General features: G+C 26.5%; 15 protein-coding genes and 1 riboswitch. Of the genes, 10 read left to right on the forward strand and 5 right to left on the reverse strand.

The window, feature by feature from the left end:
- Window positions 1–91: 91 nt before the first annotated feature.
- A complete protein-coding gene (locus tag BCF89_RS08055) occupies window positions 92–841 on the reverse strand; it encodes an ABC transporter permease (protein WP_111518519.1) in 750 nt (249 codons plus the stop codon).
- 1 nt (window position 842) lies between these two features.
- Window positions 843–1,559 (reverse strand): ABC transporter ATP-binding protein, encoded by a 717-nt coding sequence (locus BCF89_RS01935; RefSeq protein ID WP_111518520.1) that lies wholly within the window; start codon window positions 1,557–1,559, stop codon window positions 843–845.
- A 264-nt stretch (window positions 1,560–1,823) separates the two neighbouring features.
- Between BCF89_RS01935 and BCF89_RS01940 the strand changes: the two genes are divergently transcribed.
- From BCF89_RS01940 to BCF89_RS08060, 3 genes are all read left to right on the forward strand, one after another.
- A complete protein-coding gene (locus tag BCF89_RS01940; protein ID WP_241856582.1) occupies window positions 1,824–2,408 on the forward strand; it encodes a pseudouridine synthase in 585 nt (194 codons plus the stop codon).
- Between the two features lie 450 nt (window positions 2,409–2,858).
- Complete coding sequence (locus BCF89_RS01945) at window positions 2,859–3,902, forward strand: ATP-binding protein (protein WP_111518521.1); 1,044 nt, start codon at window positions 2,859–2,861, stop codon at window positions 3,900–3,902.
- 1 nt (window position 3,903) lies between these two features.
- Window positions 3,904–6,177, forward strand: coding sequence for a S8 family peptidase (locus BCF89_RS08060; protein ID WP_111518522.1), 2,274 nt, complete (start codon window positions 3,904–3,906; stop codon window positions 6,175–6,177).
- 160 nt (window positions 6,178–6,337) lie between these two features.
- Here BCF89_RS08060 and BCF89_RS01955 read toward each other — a convergent pair whose 3' ends face one another.
- From BCF89_RS01955 to cypl, 3 genes are all read right to left on the reverse strand, one after another.
- Window positions 6,338–6,841 (reverse strand): hypothetical protein, encoded by a 504-nt coding sequence (locus tag BCF89_RS01955; protein ID WP_111518523.1) that lies wholly within the window; start codon window positions 6,839–6,841, stop codon window positions 6,338–6,340.
- Window positions 6,842–6,968: 127 nt separating this feature from the next.
- Window positions 6,969–8,630: an ABC transporter permease subunit gene (locus BCF89_RS08065; RefSeq protein ID WP_111518524.1), complete on the reverse strand. Its 1,662-nt coding sequence runs from the start codon at window positions 8,628–8,630 to the stop codon at window positions 6,969–6,971.
- The gene (gene cypl / locus BCF89_RS01965; RefSeq protein WP_111518554.1) at window positions 8,630–9,835 is read right to left on the reverse strand and encodes an ABC transporter thiamine pyrophosphate-binding lipoprotein p37/Cypl; all 1,206 of its coding nucleotides are present in this window, start codon (window positions 9,833–9,835) and stop codon (window positions 8,630–8,632) included. Before cypl ends, BCF89_RS08065 begins: the two co-directional genes overlap by 1 nt.
- Before the next feature lie 34 nt (window positions 9,836–9,869).
- Window positions 9,870–9,957, reverse strand: a riboswitch (TPP riboswitch).
- Between the two features lie 146 nt (window positions 9,958–10,103).
- On the opposite strand from cypl, the gene BCF89_RS01970 reads away from it, so the two are divergent.
- The 7 genes from BCF89_RS01970 (at window position 10,104) to rsmG (ending at window position 18,315) form a co-directional block, all read left to right on the forward strand.
- Entirely contained in the window at window positions 10,104–10,436 is a 333-nt protein-coding gene (locus BCF89_RS01970; protein WP_111518526.1) for a S1 domain-containing protein, read from the forward strand.
- Complete coding sequence (locus BCF89_RS08070) at window positions 10,429–11,769, forward strand: glucose-6-phosphate isomerase (RefSeq protein WP_111518528.1); 1,341 nt, start codon at window positions 10,429–10,431, stop codon at window positions 11,767–11,769. Before BCF89_RS01970 ends, BCF89_RS08070 begins: the two co-directional genes overlap by 8 nt.
- Window positions 11,762–12,730 carry a lactate/malate family dehydrogenase gene (locus BCF89_RS08075; RefSeq protein WP_111518530.1) on the forward strand — a complete coding sequence of 323 codons (969 nt, stop codon included), beginning with the start codon at window positions 11,762–11,764 and terminating at the stop codon, window positions 12,728–12,730. The genes BCF89_RS08070 and BCF89_RS08075 overlap by 8 nt, the downstream gene beginning before the upstream one ends.
- A gap of 35 nt (window positions 12,731–12,765) precedes the next feature.
- Entirely contained in the window at window positions 12,766–13,506 is a 741-nt protein-coding gene (locus BCF89_RS01985; protein ID WP_111518532.1) for an ATP-binding cassette domain-containing protein, read from the forward strand.
- 195 nt (window positions 13,507–13,701) lie between these two features.
- Window positions 13,702–16,494 (forward strand): magnesium-translocating P-type ATPase, encoded by a 2,793-nt coding sequence (gene mgtA, locus BCF89_RS08080; RefSeq protein WP_211305414.1) that lies wholly within the window; start codon window positions 13,702–13,704, stop codon window positions 16,492–16,494.
- Window positions 16,495–16,652: 158 nt separating this feature from the next.
- Window positions 16,653–17,624, forward strand: coding sequence for a ribose-phosphate pyrophosphokinase (locus tag BCF89_RS01995; protein ID WP_111518534.1), 972 nt, complete (start codon window positions 16,653–16,655; stop codon window positions 17,622–17,624).
- Entirely contained in the window at window positions 17,596–18,315 is a 720-nt protein-coding gene (rsmG, locus tag BCF89_RS02000; RefSeq protein WP_211305412.1) for a 16S rRNA (guanine(527)-N(7))-methyltransferase RsmG, read from the forward strand. Before BCF89_RS01995 ends, rsmG begins: the two co-directional genes overlap by 29 nt.
- Window positions 18,316–18,360: the final 45 nt, after the last annotated feature.

Below are 18,360 nucleotides of genomic sequence, written 5' to 3' on the forward strand. Positions count from 1 at the left end.
TTTTAGATTAATAAAGTTTAAAAAGAAAATAAAAAACTAGAAAGATAGAAATTAGAACTTTCTAGTTTTTTAAATTTAATAAAATTAAAATTTATTTTTTCTTTCTAAATTTAAAGGATATTATTGCCAAAGATATAAAAAGGATTGATATACCTAAGGATATAAGAACAAATACTCAAATAGGTTCGTTGAATAAAAGAAGTGCATTTTTGTCTCAACCATAATTAATTAAGGTAACTGGGTAACTAAATGGCATTGTCATTGAAATTGTCTTAAGAACTTTGGATTGAAGGATTATATTTATTGGCAAATACATTCCAGAAATTCAAGCAGGAGGTAAATAAAAAAGCATTGAAATTGCATTAGCAGTTTTATAATCCTTAGCAATCGTTGCAACAATAACACCAATTGAAGAACATATGATTGATAAAAAAATCATTCCTAAAATAAGATAACCAAAATTAATTGATGCAAGTGGTAGCTGTTTATATCAAATTAAAGAAAAAATAAAAATTCAAAGTGCACTTATTCATATTAAAATAGTATAAAAAGAAATAATACTTGCTACAAAAATCCATGTTTTTAAAGGAAGTAAAGAAATTCTTTTATAAATAATTGTCTCCTTCAAATCACTAAAAGACATAGCAAGTGAAACAATTCCAACTACAGGAGCAGCAGAAGCAATCATACCAGGAACTAAGTCTTTGATTAAAAATTTTGGAATAGCACTTAGAATCAATAAAGACATAATAGGAAAAACAAAAGCAAAAAAGACATTATGAAATGATTTTCTTCAATAGTTAAAAAGTAAGGTATACATTGCCCTAAATTGTTTTAACATCTTATTTACCTTCTTTTTTATTAGAATTTATCTTTTTTAAATAGTAATCTAGAAGTGTTTTATTTTGTTTTAGGATATCTTGAACACTTGTATCATCAATTATTTCTCCATGATCCAAAAAAATCACTCTTTCACATAGTTCTTTAATTTCATTAAGATTATGACTAACCAAAATCAAAGTCAAGCCTTTATTTTTTATTTCTTGTTTTAAAAGATTGATAATTTCAAGCTGATTTTCGACATCCAGTCCTGTTGTAATTTCATCACCAATATAAATCTCAGGATTATTGAATAAGGAAAAAAATAAATTTAACCTTTGACGCTGACCGCCTGAAAGAGTATTTATTCTTTGTTTATAAAGTTCCTTAAGATTGAATATTTCAATCATTTTATTGAAATAAGCATCATCTAAGATACCTTTATATAGTGTCTGATAGAATTTTATTAATTCTTTAACGTTAATAAAATTTGGATATATTTGGGATTGAAAACTAATTCCTATCTTATATGGAATTTTAGATTTTGCAAACTCATAGTTAACTTCACCGGTAGTTTGCTTTTTTGTGCTAGCTATAATTTCAACCAATGTTGATTTTCCAGCACCATTAGCACCAAAAATGGCAACACTACTACCTTTTTCAATCCTTAAATTTATTGGACCTAATACAAGTTTGTTGCCATATTTCTTAGTTACATTTTTAATCTCAATTAAACTCATAATATTAACAACCTCTTTATATTTATATATTGTATAGTACTAAAGATTAACTAAAATAAAATAGTTTTTTTAAAAGGTACAAGAATAGCAACATTTAGAGTATATATCATGATTTTACTAATAATAATTGTTATTATTAATGATCAATATATAATCATTTTTTGATGTATAAATAACAAAAACTAAGAATGATATTGAATATACCAATAAAAATGTTAGTATATTTAAAAACATGACTTTATTGTCTAAATAAAAAGGAAATTGATGAAAATAAGAATTGAAAAAGTAATTTGTTTAACTTTAAATGTTTCAAGATCAATTGCTAAGGAAATTATTAGAGAAAAGAGAATTTTAGTTAATAATCAAATAATAATTAAACCAATTCTAGTAGATCCAAATATTGATGTTATAAAGATTGACAATGAAGTCATTGAATTTGAACCTTATTTGTATTATATTTACAATAAACCAGCTGGATATGTAACTGCTAATTTTGATTCTAATAACAAAACAATATTTGATATCTTAGATCTTGATAGACAAAGATTTTTTGCTTACGGAAGATTGGATAAAGATACTGAAGGACTTTTAATAATTAGTAATGATGGTAAATTAGGTCATCAGATAATGAATTCAAAATTTCAAATTGAAAAAAAATACTATTTTGAAATTGATGGAGTTTTTGATGAGAGAATAAAGAATCACTATCCTTTGCCAATTAAGATTGATAATGATTATTTAGTTACAAAATATAAATTTGAATTTATAAACGAATCAAGTGGTTATTTAAGTATATATGAAGGTAAATTTCATCAAGTTAAACAAATGCTTAGTTTTTTTTGGTTTTAAAGTTTCATATTTAAAAAGAATACAAATAGGAAATCTAAAATTAGGTAATTTAGAAATTGGGGAGATAAGAAAGATAAACAAAGAAAAAATTAAGCAAGTGTGAGAACTAAATAAGAATCTTTAATTAACCTTCAATATTATTTTTTATAAACCTATTTATATTTTTAAAAAGTGCATAAAATTTCAACTAAAAAAAGTCACGCAGATGTTTCTGTGTACTTTTTATCGTTTATAATTTACTTCACTATATTAAAACATTAAATTATTTTTAATTGTGTTTAAGAGTCTATTGTTTAAATTAGATTTACAAATAACTTTATTTCTTATACAATGTATAAATATAAACTAATCAACGTTTAATGAGGATAAAAATTTTTTATTTTTGTCCTTTTTATTTATTTTTTGTCCAAATGTATATTATAATGTTTAATATAGAAAGGGAGTACAAATATGAAAAAATCAAATATTTTGAATTTAATAAAATACCATATAGAAGAAAATGATATAGCTTTTAGGAAAGAGGCATATTTAATTGCTGAAGAATTTTATAAAATGAATGATGATGAACTAGGTGAATACATTTTTTCAATGTTGCGCGGTGCCAATTATTTTGTTCCACAATTAAGTTCTGAAATATCAATTCCTTTTGCTCAAAAAGTAGAATTGGAAGTAAATTTAGAACCTCTTCCACTTCCAAAAAAAATATCCGAAGATATACAAGGAATAATTCATGCTATAAGAAGAGGAGCTTCGATAAATAAATTCTTATTTCAAGGTCCCCCTGGGACTGGAAAAACTGAAAGTGTTAAACAAATTGCAAGAATATTAAATAGAGATTTATTTATTATAGATTCAAATAGCATAATAGACTCTCATTTAGGGCAAACAGGGAAAAATATTTCAGAATTATTTAATGCAATAAATGGGATAGTAACTCCTGAAAAAATTATTGTTTGTTTTGATGAAATTGATGCACTTGCTTTAGAACGTGTAGATCAAAAAGATGTTCGTGAAATGGGCCGTGTAACCACTAGTATATTAAAAGCTCTTGATAATTTGAATGACAACATTATTATTATTGCTACAACAAATTTATTTAAACACTTTGATAAGGCATTAAGCAGAAGATTTGATTTGATTTTAAACTTTAATAAATATCAAAGACAAGACCTGATAGAAATTAGTGAAGTTATTTTAAAACACTATCTAAAAAAAGTTTCAAACATAAAAAGCGACCTTAGATTATTTAGAAAAATCGTTTCTTTGATGAATGAAATACCTTTACCTGGAGAACTAAAAAATATTATTAAGTCAGCTCTTTATTTAAGTGATCCAAACGATGAACATGATTACTTAAAAAGATTTTATAAACAAATTGTTAATGAGCCTTATGATTTAAAAAAATTAAAAGAACACAATTTTACAGTTAGAGAAATTGAAATATTAACGGGTATTTCTAAAAGTAATGTTGCCCTAAAATTAAAAGGAGAATAGTATGAATCCATTGTTAGTTTTAAAAGGGAACTTTGATTCAGCATCTAATTCTTCAAGAATGGGTAATCCTAAGCTAGGTAAAGATAAATCATTGAATGTAGAACATATTAAAAAACTTTTAAATGATTTGTATGATGTTTATGTTTTCTGAGATAATCAAACCTTAAAAATTAATCCTTTAGTTAATGTTAAGTATTATTCAATAGCCGCCAAAAATAAAAGAATAAGTAAATTATTTTATTCAACTTTTAAAGAAAATAACGAATCAATAATTGGTGTTAGTTTGATTGATGAAAATATTGGAAATAATTTAGTACAAAAACATTTGATAACATATTGTATTAATAAAAGAAAGCTAAAAGGTGCCATTGAGAATATAAAAATAATAATTGATAGCTTAGAAAAAAATAATATTTATGATGTAACTAGTGAACTATTAGAAGAAATTTTGCGTAAGAAATCTAATATTGTGATTGATGATAGAATATCTAAAACTTCTTTTGCTGGCATAATTGTTGATTTATCACACATTGAAGAGTTTAGTGTTAAGACATCTCATGATGATGCTAATGATAATAAGGTTGTTACTATTTATGATGTCGGAGTTGATGCTTTTGAATTATTAAAACAACTAAATATTAGTTTTAATATATTAGATCGAATTGATAGTAATACATTTTATTTAGATAGTGAATCATATAATTTGCTAAAAGAAAGAGCGCCTTTTCTAATATCAATGGCTGTTGATGACTTAAATGATTTTTATTTAAAAAATGATGATTACAATAAAATTTCAGGCTACAACTATTTAACAATACCAGAACCAACTAATGAACCTATAATTGGTGTTATTGATACAATGTTTGATGAGAGAGTGTATTTTTCAAAATGAGTAGAATTTAAAAAGGAAATTTCGGATGAAATACAATTAACAGAGGAAGATTATAAGCATGGGACTGCTGTTAGTTCTATTATCGTTGATGGACCGTCGTTTAATAATGGTTTAGATGATAATTGTGGCAGATTTAGAGTAAGACATTTTGGAGTTTCAAATCATAAGAAAGCAAGTGTATTAAGTCTTTATAACAAAATAAAAAATATTGTTGAAAAGAATAAAGATATAAAAGTTTGAAATTTATCTTTAGGTTCAAACTTGGAGATTGAAAAAAATTCAATATCTGTTATGGGTCATCTATTAGATAAATTACAATATGAAAACGATGTTATTTTTATAGTTGCTGGAACTAATAAAGATATAAATGAAACAAAACCTAAAAAAATAGGTTCACCAGCGGATTCAATGAATGCTATAGTTGTCAATTCTGTTGATTATAATAATAAGCCAGCAAAGTACTCAAGAATGGGTCCTGTCCTACATTTTTTTAGAAAGCCTGACGTTAGTTACTATGGCGGAACTAATGAAAATCCATTAGTAACTTGCATTGGAACTGGCGAATATAAAGCATGTGGTACTTCATTTGCAGCTCCTTGAATAGCTAGAAAGGTAGCTTATCTTATTCACATATTAAACTTATCTAAAGAGGAAGCGAAAGCATTGATAATTAATACAGCAATACCTAATGAAAAGGACGGCAATATATTAGGATATGGAGTTGTTCCAATAAAAATAAATGACATTATTGAATCTAAAAATTATGATATTAGAATAATTTTGTCTTCTCAAGCAAAACAATATCATACTTTTACTCATGAATTCCCAGTGCCAACTTATGACAATGCATTCCCTTTTACAGTAAAGGCAACTCTTGTGTATTCCGCTGATACCAATCGAAAGCAAGGAGTTGATTATACAAATAATGAATTAGATTTTCAATTTGGACCAATGGTTGAAAAAAAAGAGAAAAGAAAAATAAAGACAATAAATGACAACAATCAATCCAACCATGATGATAGTTATACATATGAAAAAGAAGCATGAAAAGAATTTTCAAAGTGAAATAATGTTAAGGTTGTAGAAAGAAAAGAAACAAGCGCGACTGGTGTACTTAGAAAAGCAATAAAAGTTAAAGATAATTCTACTTCATCATGAGGTATTAACATTACAAAAAAAAATAGATTAGATATTAGAAGTAATAAAGAAATAAAATTTAGCATTGTTATTACTCTTAAAGGAATTGACAAAAATAGAAATCATTTGGAAAAATTTATTAATTTATGTAAATCTAGTCTAAGATGGAATGTTGATAAAATTGATATTGATAATAAAATTAATGTTTTTTCTCAATCAAACGAAGAGATAAAGTTTGAATCTTAAGATCTTATATTTGATATTTCTACCTTAGTAATAATTAAAAAATAGTCCACGATAACTACTGTGGTCTATTTTTTAATTATTTAATTAATAGGGATAAAATAGGATTCGGTATTTTTCAATCTAAGACCAATATGAATGTTTTAAATAATGAAAGAAAATTTTAATTTTTATTAAGTTTTTTAGTAAGCTCTTCAATTTTCTTTTCTAAAAATGGAATTAGACCTTTTTCAATCTTTTGTTTTTCAAAGTCTAAATTGTGGTAATTATCATATGACTCTAATCATTTGTCATATATTTTTTTAAATTGTTCCTCAGTCATGCTAGGATCATTATTTTCGTATTTCTTCTCAGCTTCTTCTTTTTCTTTGAAATTCTTTTGCTCTATCTCTTTTAATTGTGAAAGTTCCTTTTCATATTCGGATACTTTTTTCTTAGAAGCAATAAGTTGTTCATTTATTTCTTTTAGCTGCATTTCTTCATTGTTGTTATTAACTTTTACGTTAGAGTTATTGTTACTATTATTTGAGTTACTATCATTCATTGGTTTGCTATGATCATTTGGTTTAGATTCATTTTTTACTTTAGTTTCACAGCTAACAATTAGTGGAGAGATGACACTAATTAAAGAAGTAGTTCCAACTAATAAAAGACTTTTTAATTTCATGATATATCCTTGATTGTTTTTAATGATTGATTTTAGATTTGAAAAAAACAGACAAGGAAATAATAGCAAAAAAAAGCAAAAATCTTTTGAATTTTGCCTTTGAAATGTAATAATGTAATGTTTTATTTTATATCCATTTTTTCTTGTTTAGTTTTAGTCTTATCACATAAGATGCTAGATTAAAAATAGCTATAATCACGAAACCAATTCATAAATATATAGCAATATCATCAATCTCTGTGGAACGATTTAAAGTTGTGTTCTTTCCAAGACTTGATGCGCTTAAAGATCCATATGTAATAAAATTACGTGTAATTTTTTCAATCTCAAATGAAATAAATGTAATGAAATCAAATTTAATTGAAGGGCGAATGTAGTTTCTATAAATGTAGAAATTACTATACTTCATATTTTTAAGTTGCTTAATTTTTTCTTCGCTGATATTATTAAGACTTTGATATAGTGTTCGACATAGGGATGAAGCACTATGAATAGCAAAAGCAATAACAAACGTAGCTTCGAATTGGTTAAATAAGTTAGCAATTAGTAAAAATAGAATTGTGATTGGAATTGTTCTTATAAGAATATTTAAATACTTATGAAATCAAGCAACATAGTTTCCTACAAGTTTTCTAATGATTAAAATCATTTGAAAATATGATATTACATAAGTAATAATCGTAGTTAGAAAGACAAGAGCAAAAAACTGTAGAATAAGAAAAAAGATACCATTTTGTCCAAAAGTTCATTCCACTCTTTCCATATTAGGAATAAACATCCCCTTTACAAAATCAAGTGGACCTCTGCTAAAAAATTTAGGACCAGTTATTTTAGTTAAATCAATAATCGAAATAACTGAAATAATTATTCCTACAATAGCAAATAAACTAATAAGAATTATCTTGATAGTTTTTGTTAAACTATATTGCTTATGATTTGTTGCTTTAATTGTTTTTGATTGAAAAATAAATTTATTTATGTGTTCAGTCATTAATTCAAGGGCAATTAAAAATGAAACTAAAACAAATAAAGGAATCATTAGTTGTGTGTAATCAACCAGAGTGCTTTCTGGATTTAGAAGTATTCCAATCCCAAGATGACTTAAACTACTTAGAATTGTTGACCATCTTAAATTAGATTCAAATGAATAAATGAAGTGATTGATTATTTTTTGTTTAATTTGAGGTCATATTTCAATTCAAAATGCTGCTCATTTTGATTTTTTAATCTTTGTGATTTGAAAAAAGATATTGAAGTTAGCATTTTCAATTGTTTGTGATAAATATTCATGCAATCAAAGTCAAGTGAATCAGCAATAAATCAAATGAATTGCAATTGTTTTTTCAAATGAAATTTTTAATAAGTAAATAAAGAATATTTCTGGAAAAATTCTTAAAAATATAACAAGTGCTTTGATGGGAATTGCTACATACTTCGAATTCATTTTCAAATTTGAAAAATAAGAAGTAGAGAGTGCAAAAATAAAACCAATAAAAGTACTTAGAAAGACTAATTTAATACTATTTCATAAAAATTTATATGAGAGTATAAAGGCATTTATGCCATAATCTGATTCAATGTTTGGTTTAAAAAAATCAATTATATTTGCTATAAATAATTTGCCACCGTAAGAAGTTATACTGAAATTAATTATAATAATTGAACCAATAATCAAAGCAACAATTATTATTCAAATTAAAATACGTCAAAAAAGGCGCAAGGGGCCTTTTTTTAAAGTTTTGTTATTTATATTTATTTGTTCTCTAAATATGCTATTTCTTATATTCATTAGTTTTTAAATATTTCATTATATGGTTTAATAACGTCGTTTTCAACATTATTTATTTTAATGTATCCATTAAATCCAACTGTTGGTCCATAGTCATCTTTTTTATCTTTTGCAAGATTGATAATAACATCTTGTAAAACTTTAATTTCTTCATCATTAAATACTTTTTTATCAACTGCAATAACATTGTATCTTAATGCTTCGGTAACAGTTAGAAATTCAATCTCTGAATTTCCTTCAGGACTATAGAATTTGTTAGGTTTTCCATCCTTTGAATTATGAGTATGAGCAAATGAACCTAGATCATCAAATACAATGTGATATTCTTTAATTGAACCTTGACCAATATTTCTTGGTTTAGCGTCTTTACCACTTGAGATATATTTAGCATTTGCTTTTAATTTATCTTTTTTAAATGATTCAAACTTATCTTTTCCAAAATGTCTCTTAAATAATTGTTCTTGAAGAATATATTTTGAACCACTATCTTCAGAACTAGTTACAATTCCGAAGTTTCGAAATGTATTTCAATCTTTTTCTTCTCAAGCTTTTTTAATTTTATCTCTTGTATCTTTATCGCCATGAATCATGACTACACCACGGTAATGTGGAACAATGCCATTAGTATCATAGAAATGTTCATAAATTGAACCATTTCATTTATACTCATCATCTTTTCATTCAGTATATTTTTTTGCAGCAAATAATGTGTGAGCTTTTTTAGCTAATTCTCTCAAAGGATCGGTTTCTTTGCCATCCTTATATTTAATTTGTCCCATATCCTCAGTATCAAATTTGAATGCTCTTGTTGCAGTTTGTAGGATAGGAACAATATTTTCCATATGTTTATTTTTGTATTGTTTGATATAAAGTGGAGTTGTAATAACTGCAATGTTGTTTGTTCCTTTTGCAATTGTTCCAGCAAGGTCATTATTCTCACCTGCATATGTGACTTTTATAGTTGACTCTTGCTTAGTTTTTTTATTGTATTCTTCAATTATTTGTTTGAAGAAATTATGTCCATCTTGTTTACCAAATCATGGTTTATTTACAGCAAATCTTAATTCTTTTTTTATTGCCTTATTAGATGAATCATCACCTTGTGTTGTTGAATTTGGTTTTTTATCAGTTTTATTGCATGATGCAGCAACTAAAGGCAATGATAGCAATGAAGCTGTCACCAAAAATAAATTTATTTTTTTCATATAAAAATTCCTTTCAATAATTGATTGAAAGAAATGCTTAAAAATTGAAACTCACTACGCTAGTATTAACTAGATCAGCTAATGAGGGTATTTCTCAGCCTTAAGCACCCCTGTTCTACATATAATTTTATTCTAAAATGTTCTAAATTATGGATGTTAAATTAAATTGATAATTAATCCTTTTGCAATATAGTTAGAGTATATAATTAAGTTATATTTTTTTGTTAAATATTTTTGATAATAGATTATGCTAAAGAAAGGAGTAGTTATGAGTTATTTTGTTGGGCAAATAATCAATGCAAAAGTTTTAAGAGTTTCAAAAAATGTAATAACTTTTAAAACTGAATCAAATGTTATTTGCTATTTAAATATTTCAGAAGTTAGTGACTATTATGTTAGAAATTTGTCTTCGATGTTTAAGATCAATGAAACTAAAGAACTTAAAGTTATTGAGGTGATGCCAAATAATGAATTAGTTGTGTCATTCAAACAAATTCATCCAAAAGAATTAAGAAATCCATTTGATTTTTTTATTGATGAAGAAGATGCGCAATTTAAAGGTTTGCTAGAATTTGTAAATAAGGAAATTGAAAATGATTAAAAGTAGGATTGAATTTAATTGCGATAAAACAGTGACGAAGAAAGCTTTTGAAAAATATAAGGAATTTGTAAACTCAATCAATCAAAAAATTAAGTCAAGTCGTTTAAATGGGCAAAATAATTTAAATTTTTTGAATATTAAAAAGAATTATCAGAATAAAGATCTTGATAAGATATTAAAAATTCGCAAATTTTTTGAAGAAGATAAAATTGAAGTTTTAGTAGTGATTGCTCCAGAGTATATTTGCATGCAATCTCAATCATTGATAGATTTATTTTTGCCCATTGAATTAAAAAATCGAAGTTCAATTGAAATTATATATGTTAATGAAAGTTACATAGGAATTGATATTGCTAGACTAATTAGATATCTAGAGACTAAACGCTTTGCAATTAATATAATTTCAAAGAATGGAGATGATTTAGAGAGCCTAATTATTTTTAGGGAACTTATTTCTTTGCTGAATAATAATATAGGAAAAAATAATGCTTCAAAATATATTTACGTTACAACAAATAATAATTATGGAAGATTATTTAACTGAGCAAAAGCAAAAAAATACACACAACTAGTCTTGCTTGATAATATTCCAGAGCGTTTCCTTAATTATTCACCAGCAGTCTTATTGCCTTTAGTTGCTGCTAATATCAATTTAGAAGATTATTTAGAAGGTGCTAGCGAAGCAAATAATTTTTATGAAAGTATTTCTTTAGAAAATAATGCAGCATACAAATATGGTTTAGTTAGATATTTGTTTACAAAAATTGATCTTAATAAAGGATATAAAGATATTTTTACTAATGAAAATATCTTAGTTAGTTCAAAATCTCACAAACAATTAGGGAATTTGTTAGTGATGTATCTTAATGCCACTTCTTACAAAAAATATCGTGGCATAAGAGCTAATTTATATATTGAACCTTCTGAAACTAAAATTGCAACTAATATATTTTTAGATCGCCAACAACAAATGTTTGATACACATCTTTCAATTAAAAATCTACCTCTTGATTTTAATGTAAGCATTATGGATGACAGTGACTTAAATGATCTAGGATATCTAATGAAATATTCATACAATAAGATTGGATCATTTGTCAATGATGTTGTAATTGATTATCATTGAGCTATCAATATACCATATGTTGAAATTGCAATTGAGGATTTAAGTGCTAGAAGTCTTGGTTGAATTATTTCGTTTATGCATCATGCTTCATTGATGTCTGCATATCTTATGGAAATTGATCCATTTGAAGATAGTGGATTAAAAGGATATAACATTGAACTTACAAAAAAATTTACAAAAATAATGGGGGAAAATAAGGATGAATAAGATCGGAATAATCGGAGTTGGTGCAGTTGGTTCATCATTTTTATACGCATCATTGAATAAACAAATTGAAGCAGATTATGTTTTAGTTGATGCTTTTTTTGATTATGCAAGTGCTCAAGCAAAAGATTTGAATGATGCAGCTTGCTCGATGGCAAATAATGGTTCAAAATTCTTTGCAGGAGATTATAACGATTTAAAAGATGCACAGATTATTGTAATTACAGCATCAGTTAGACCTAAAGATGGTGTTTTAAAAGATCGGTTGGAACTTTTAAAAGATAATGCAAAACTAATAATTGAAATTGGAAACAAAATTAAGGCCTCAGGATTTAAAGGAATTACGATTATTGCTTCAAATCCCGTTGATATTATGGCAAGTGTTTATCAGGAAGTAACTCAATTTGATTCAAGTCGTGTAATTTCATCTGGAACAATTCTAGAAACAGCAAGAATGAAAAAATTCTTATCTGAAAAAATTAATGTTAAGGCAGCTTCAATCACTGGTTTTGTTATCGGTGAGCATGGTTCAAGATGTCTAATTCCATTCTCAAAAATGCGGATTGGATTAGGTTCGCTAAAAGATTGACTTGCAAATGGAACAATTACACATGAATGATTGGATAATCTTAATCAAAAGGTTAAAGATGAGGCTTTCGAGATTATTAGTGGTAAGGGAATTACAAATTTTGGTGTAGGTGAAAATCTAGCTGAGATTGTCCAAGCAATTTTAACAGATCGTCAAGTTGTATATTCGCTTGGAGTTAAACTCCCAGATGAATATAGAAATAGTGGAATTTATTTTGGACTTCCTGTAATTTTAGGTAAAAATGGATATCGCCATTTACCTAAAATTAGATTGGAAGAAGATGAACAAAAGATCTTTGATGACTATTCAGCAGAAATTAAAGAAACAATCATTCAATTACTTGATGATTTAAAAATTGAACATAATTTAAAATAGGCATTCGATGCTTATTTTTATTTATAATTTACACTATGCATAATATTTATTTTAAGAATTACTCTGCTAGTTATTTTAAGGATAAAAATGAAGTTTTAAAGTGTATTAATCTTGAAATTAAAAAAGGGCAAATGATTGCCTTTATTGGAAAATCAGGCGCCGGAAAAACTACAATTTTCAATGCTTTACTAAAACAATTACAAACAAAAAGTGGGCATCTTTGCATCAATAATAAAGATATTGATCGAATTAAGAAAAAAGAGTGAAAAAAAATCATTAAAAAAGTTGGATATTTGTCACAAGAAACAAATCTAATTGAACATTTGAATGTATATGAAAACATTCTACATTTCTATCCAAAATATAAAAATAAGTTCTTTTCATTTTTTCATATTCTTACAAGAAATCAAAAGAAAGAGATTTATCAAATTTTAGAAAATTTAGGGATTTTAGACAAGATTTATACAAGAATTTCAGATTTATCTGGAGGGCAAAAACAAAGGGTAGAAATTGCTAAATTACTTCTTAAGGAAGTCGATATTATTTTGGCTGATGAACCAACTTCTTCACTTGATATTAAAACTGCAAAAGAAATAATGAGTATTCTTGAACAAATCAATAAAAATTATCAGACTACAATTTTAATTAATATTCATGATCTCAACATGATTCAATCCTTTTTTAATAAGTATTGTTTCATTAAAGAAGGAAAACTTATAGAAAGTGGCAATCCTAAAACATTAACACAAAAGGAAATTGAAGATTTATACAAATAATAAAGACAATTAAAGATTAAATAATTCTACTTTAAGATGTCTTTTAATATAAAATTAGATATTGATAAATATCTAATATTTTTTAATTTATTCAAAAGTGAATAATTATGCTTTATTTTTCTAATTAGAATTAAAAAATATTGGGTATTAATCTAAGTAATTTTGTTAAGAAGGAGGTGGAAAATCATGAAAAAAATGACTAAAAATACTGAGATGAATAAAAACGTTAAGGTAATTAAAAAATCGAAGTCAGAGCAAAAAAGAGTTGAAATCAATAGACGTCTTGCACAAGCTTCTGAGATGGAAATTGATGATTTATATCAACTTTATAATAGTTCTGCCAAAGGAATCGTTGATGAAGAAATTGTTGAGAGTAATCAAGAAGAGTATGGTGTAAATAAAATTTCTAAAAAAGGTTCAGATAATTGATTTAAAAGACTTATTCGTTCATTTTTTAATTTATTCAATATCATTCTTTTTGTATTAGTTCTTGTTTCAATTGTTGTTGATATTATTTTGCCAATTGTGCAAAATAAACCCGAAGATTTTAACTACATAACTGTTGTAATTATTAGTGTGATCGTATTTTCAAGTAGTATTATTCATTTTATTCAAGAACAAAAATCTGCAACAAGTGCATCAAAACTGATTGAGATTGTAGAAACAACATGTTTAGTTGAAAGAAATGGGATTCTAAAAGAAATTCCAATGGATGAAGTTGTTGTTGGTGACATTGTCCATTTAGCAGCTGGGGATATTATACCTGGTGATGTAAGAATCATTAGTGCAAAAGACTTATTTGTCTCACAATCAGCCTTGACTGGAGAAAGTATTGCAATTGAAAAATATGCAGAGATTAATAAAAAAGAAAAATTTGAAAGTATAACTTATCGTCATAATTTAGCTTTCATGGGTTCAAATATTATTTCAGGGTCTGCGAAAGCACTTGTTGTAATTGTCGGAAATGATACATTCATTGGGTCCGTTGCATCTAAAATCAATGAAAAGCAAGAACAAACTAGTTTTGATAAAGGGATTAAAAAGATATCAATCTTATTCACGATTGTAATTAGTTGTGTGATTCCAATTGTATTTCTAATTGTTGGTTTAACACATCAAAAAACAGAAGGTAGTCAATCATGAATTAATGCCCTATTGTTTGGAATCTCAATTGCTGTGGGGTTAACTCCTGAGATGCTTCCGATGATTGTTGCAGCTTGTTTATCGCGTGGTTCAATTTCAATGGGTAAATCAAAAACAATTGTTAAGAATCTAAGTTCAATTCAAAACTTTGGAACGATGGATATCTTGTGTACAGATAAAACAGGAACTATTACACAGGATGAGATTATTCTTGAACGTCATTTAGACGTTAATGGACATGAAGATTTACATGTGCTAAAGTATGCTTTCTTAAATTCCTATTATCAAACAGGATTAAAAAATTTACTTGACAAATCAATCATTACTCGAACTCTAGAATTAGCAGAAGAAAAAAAATATCTTGATAATTTAGAATTGCAATATCTAAAGATTGATGAGGTTCCTTTTGATTTCAATCGTAAAAGAATGTCAGTTTTAGTTAAATCACTAAAAAATGATAAAGTTACCTTGATTACAAAGGGAGCTGTTGAAGAAATTATTCATGTTTGCAACAAAATTTACCTAGATGGAAAAGTTGTAGCATTAGATAAAAAAATTGTTAGAAAAGTTTTAAATAAGGTTAAAGAATTCAGTGAAGAAGGAATGAGAGTTATTGCGATTGCTTCAAAGAAGTCTAATATTGAAGCAGTTGGAAAACTGTCGATTGCTGACGAGGACGAAATGATCTTAATTGGCTATTTAACATTCCTAGATCCACCTAAGGATTCAGCTGAAGATGCAATTAAACAACTACACGATTTAGGTGTTGATGTAAAAATCTTGACTGGAGATAATCCTCTTGTAACAAAAGCAGTGTGTGCAAAAGTAGGAATCCCTTATCATCGAATCTTACTTGGACAAGAAATAACAAAGATGTCTGACAAAGAATTGGCAATTGAGGTGGAAAAAACACAAATATTTGCAAAACTAAGTCCAGACCAAAAAGCAAGAATTATTAAAATCTTAAGGAGCAACGGTCATGTTGTTGGATATATGGGTGATGGAATCAATGATGCACCAGCAATGAAAGTAGCTGATGTTTCAATTTCAGTTGACACTGCAGTTGATATTGCAAAGGAAACAGCAAATATTATTCTTTTAGAAAAAGACCTAAACGTTTTAGCTAAGGGAATCATTGAAGGAAGAAGAACACATGCTAATATCAATAAATATATAAAAATAACAGTTTCATCTAACTTTGGAAATATTTTAAGTGTGGTTGTTGCATCATTGATGTTGCCATTTGTGCCTCTAGCTCCTGTACAAATTATTTTCCTAAATTTAATTTATGATCTATGTTGTGGAGCAATTCCTTGAGATAATGTCGATAAGGAATCAATCCTCTCACCTCCAAAATGAGATCATAATTCAATTTGAAAATTCATGCTTTGATTTGGAACGACTAGTTCAATTGTTGATATTATGACATTCTGTATTCTATTCTTCCTTGTTATTCCAAAATCAATGACAAATGGTGCCTTCACTAAAATTAGTGATTATTGAACTAAATTAGATGACAGCCAAAGAAAAATTTTTAAAGAAACATTTTGAGCTGGTTGATTAATTGCTTCAATGTGAACACAAGCAATGGTCTTACATTTCCTAAGATCAAAGAAAATTGCTCTTATTCAAACCAATGCTTCTTCACCACTTATTGTTTCAACACTTTTAGGTATTGCGCTTACAACAGCGCTTCCATATATTCCTAAGATAAATACTGCACTATCATTAAGTCCACTTCCAGCGCAATATTTTGGTTGACTGGCATTACTAATTTCAACTTATTTAGTACTAACTTCGGTTGTTAAAGTAATTTATCGGAAGTTATATAGTTCAGTCTTATAAAAATTAAATTTGATTTAAGTAAGTATTTTTATATACTTGCTTTTATTATGTAAAATTTTTTTATTCTAAGGAATGACAAAATTGAATTAAAAAGTCAATAAATATATTTTTGATATATTAAAATTTAGAATATAAATAAAAAAGGACTTGATAGAAAGATGATTCAAAAAGATGATAACATTGCAATTTTTACAATGGAAAATTCACAAAAATTAGCTGATGAAATTGGAAGATATTTAAAAAGAGAAGTCAAAAAAGTTAATAAGATTGTTTTTGCTGATGGTGAAAGAATGTTGTATCCAAATGAAACAGTTAGAAATAAAACAGTTTTTATTATCAATAATACATCCAAACCAGTAAATGACAATCTAATGGATTTATTGATATTCATTGATTCGCTTAAAAGAGCTAGTGCAAAAAGAATAATTTGTGTTACCACCTATTATGGTTATGCTAGACAAGATCGGATGGCAAGTGGAAGACAACCAATCACTGCCAAATTAGTTGCAGATTTACTTGAAAAAGCAGGAGCAAGTAAGATTATTACTCTTGATTTACATAATGCATCAATCCAAGGATTCTTTAATATTCCAGTTGATGATTTAAGAGGTCAATTTATTTTCTCTAATGAATTTAGATTAAGAAATGATAAATATGTAATTGTATCACCAGACCATGGCGGTGCGGTTAGAGCAAGACAACTTTCAGAATTATTAAAAAGTGAAGAACCTATTGCTATCATTGATAAAAGAAGAACTGCTCCAAATGTTTCTGAAATTATGGGAGTTTTAGGTGATGTTAAAGATAAAAATGTAATTGTTTATGATGACATCATTGACACAGGTGGAACAATAATTCATGCTGCCGAAGTTCTAAAAAAACAAGGAGCAAAGAAAATTATCATTGCAGCTACACATGGATTATTTTCAAAAGGTTTTGAAATGTTTGAACAAAATCCAATGATTGATGAAGTTATAATTACAAATTCAATTGATCACTCACACTTATCTCATTTCAAAAAACTTAGAGAATTATCAATGGCAGAATTCTTAGGATTAGTAATTGAGGCAAATATTAATAATAGCTCAATTGGTAAAATATATGAAGATTATAGCAAGGGAAGAGTTTAATAAATTAATTCAAACTTTTTTGCCAGAAGTTAATGATGTAATAATTTCAAATCTTTGAGATTATTACATTTTAATTGAAGAAGAGAATTCAAAGTATAATCTAACTGGTTTTTATGAGCAAAAATTAATTAAGGAAGGAATTATTGAATCAATTCTAATCTTCAAAGAAATTAATCATAAAATTCTTAATTTAAGTAATAAAGAAATTCTAGACATTGGTTCTGGGGCTGGCTTTCCTATAATTCCTTATTTTATTTATAATCCAAACTTCAAGCTCACAATCTATGAGCCAATGCAAAAAAGAGTTAACTTTTTAAATAAAGTTATCGAAAAATGCAATCTAAAAAATATAAGAATTCTTAAAATAAGAGCTGAAGAATCGACTGAATTTGAGTATTTTGATTTCATTAGTGCTAAAGCAGTTTCCGAATTAAAAAATCTTGTTGAAATATCCCATCGTTTAGGAAAAATTAATAGTATCTTTTGTTTTCTTAAATCAACAAATCACACTCAAGAAATAAATAATGCAAAATGGATTAAAAACATCTTAGATATCAAATATCAGACACTAGATCTCAAACAATTCTTTAGTATAAAAAATACCTTAGTTTACTATTCAAAAACCAAAAGTACACCCAATTTTATACCTAGAAAATGATCAACAATCATCAAAGATAATCTAAAAAAATAGCTCACTTTTTTTAAAAAAGTGAGTTTTTATTTGTATTCTTAATTT

The organism is Metamycoplasma auris (genome assembly GCF_003253435.1).
Classification (GTDB): Bacteria; Bacillota_I; Bacilli_A; order Mycoplasmatales; family Metamycoplasmataceae; genus Metamycoplasma; species Metamycoplasma auris.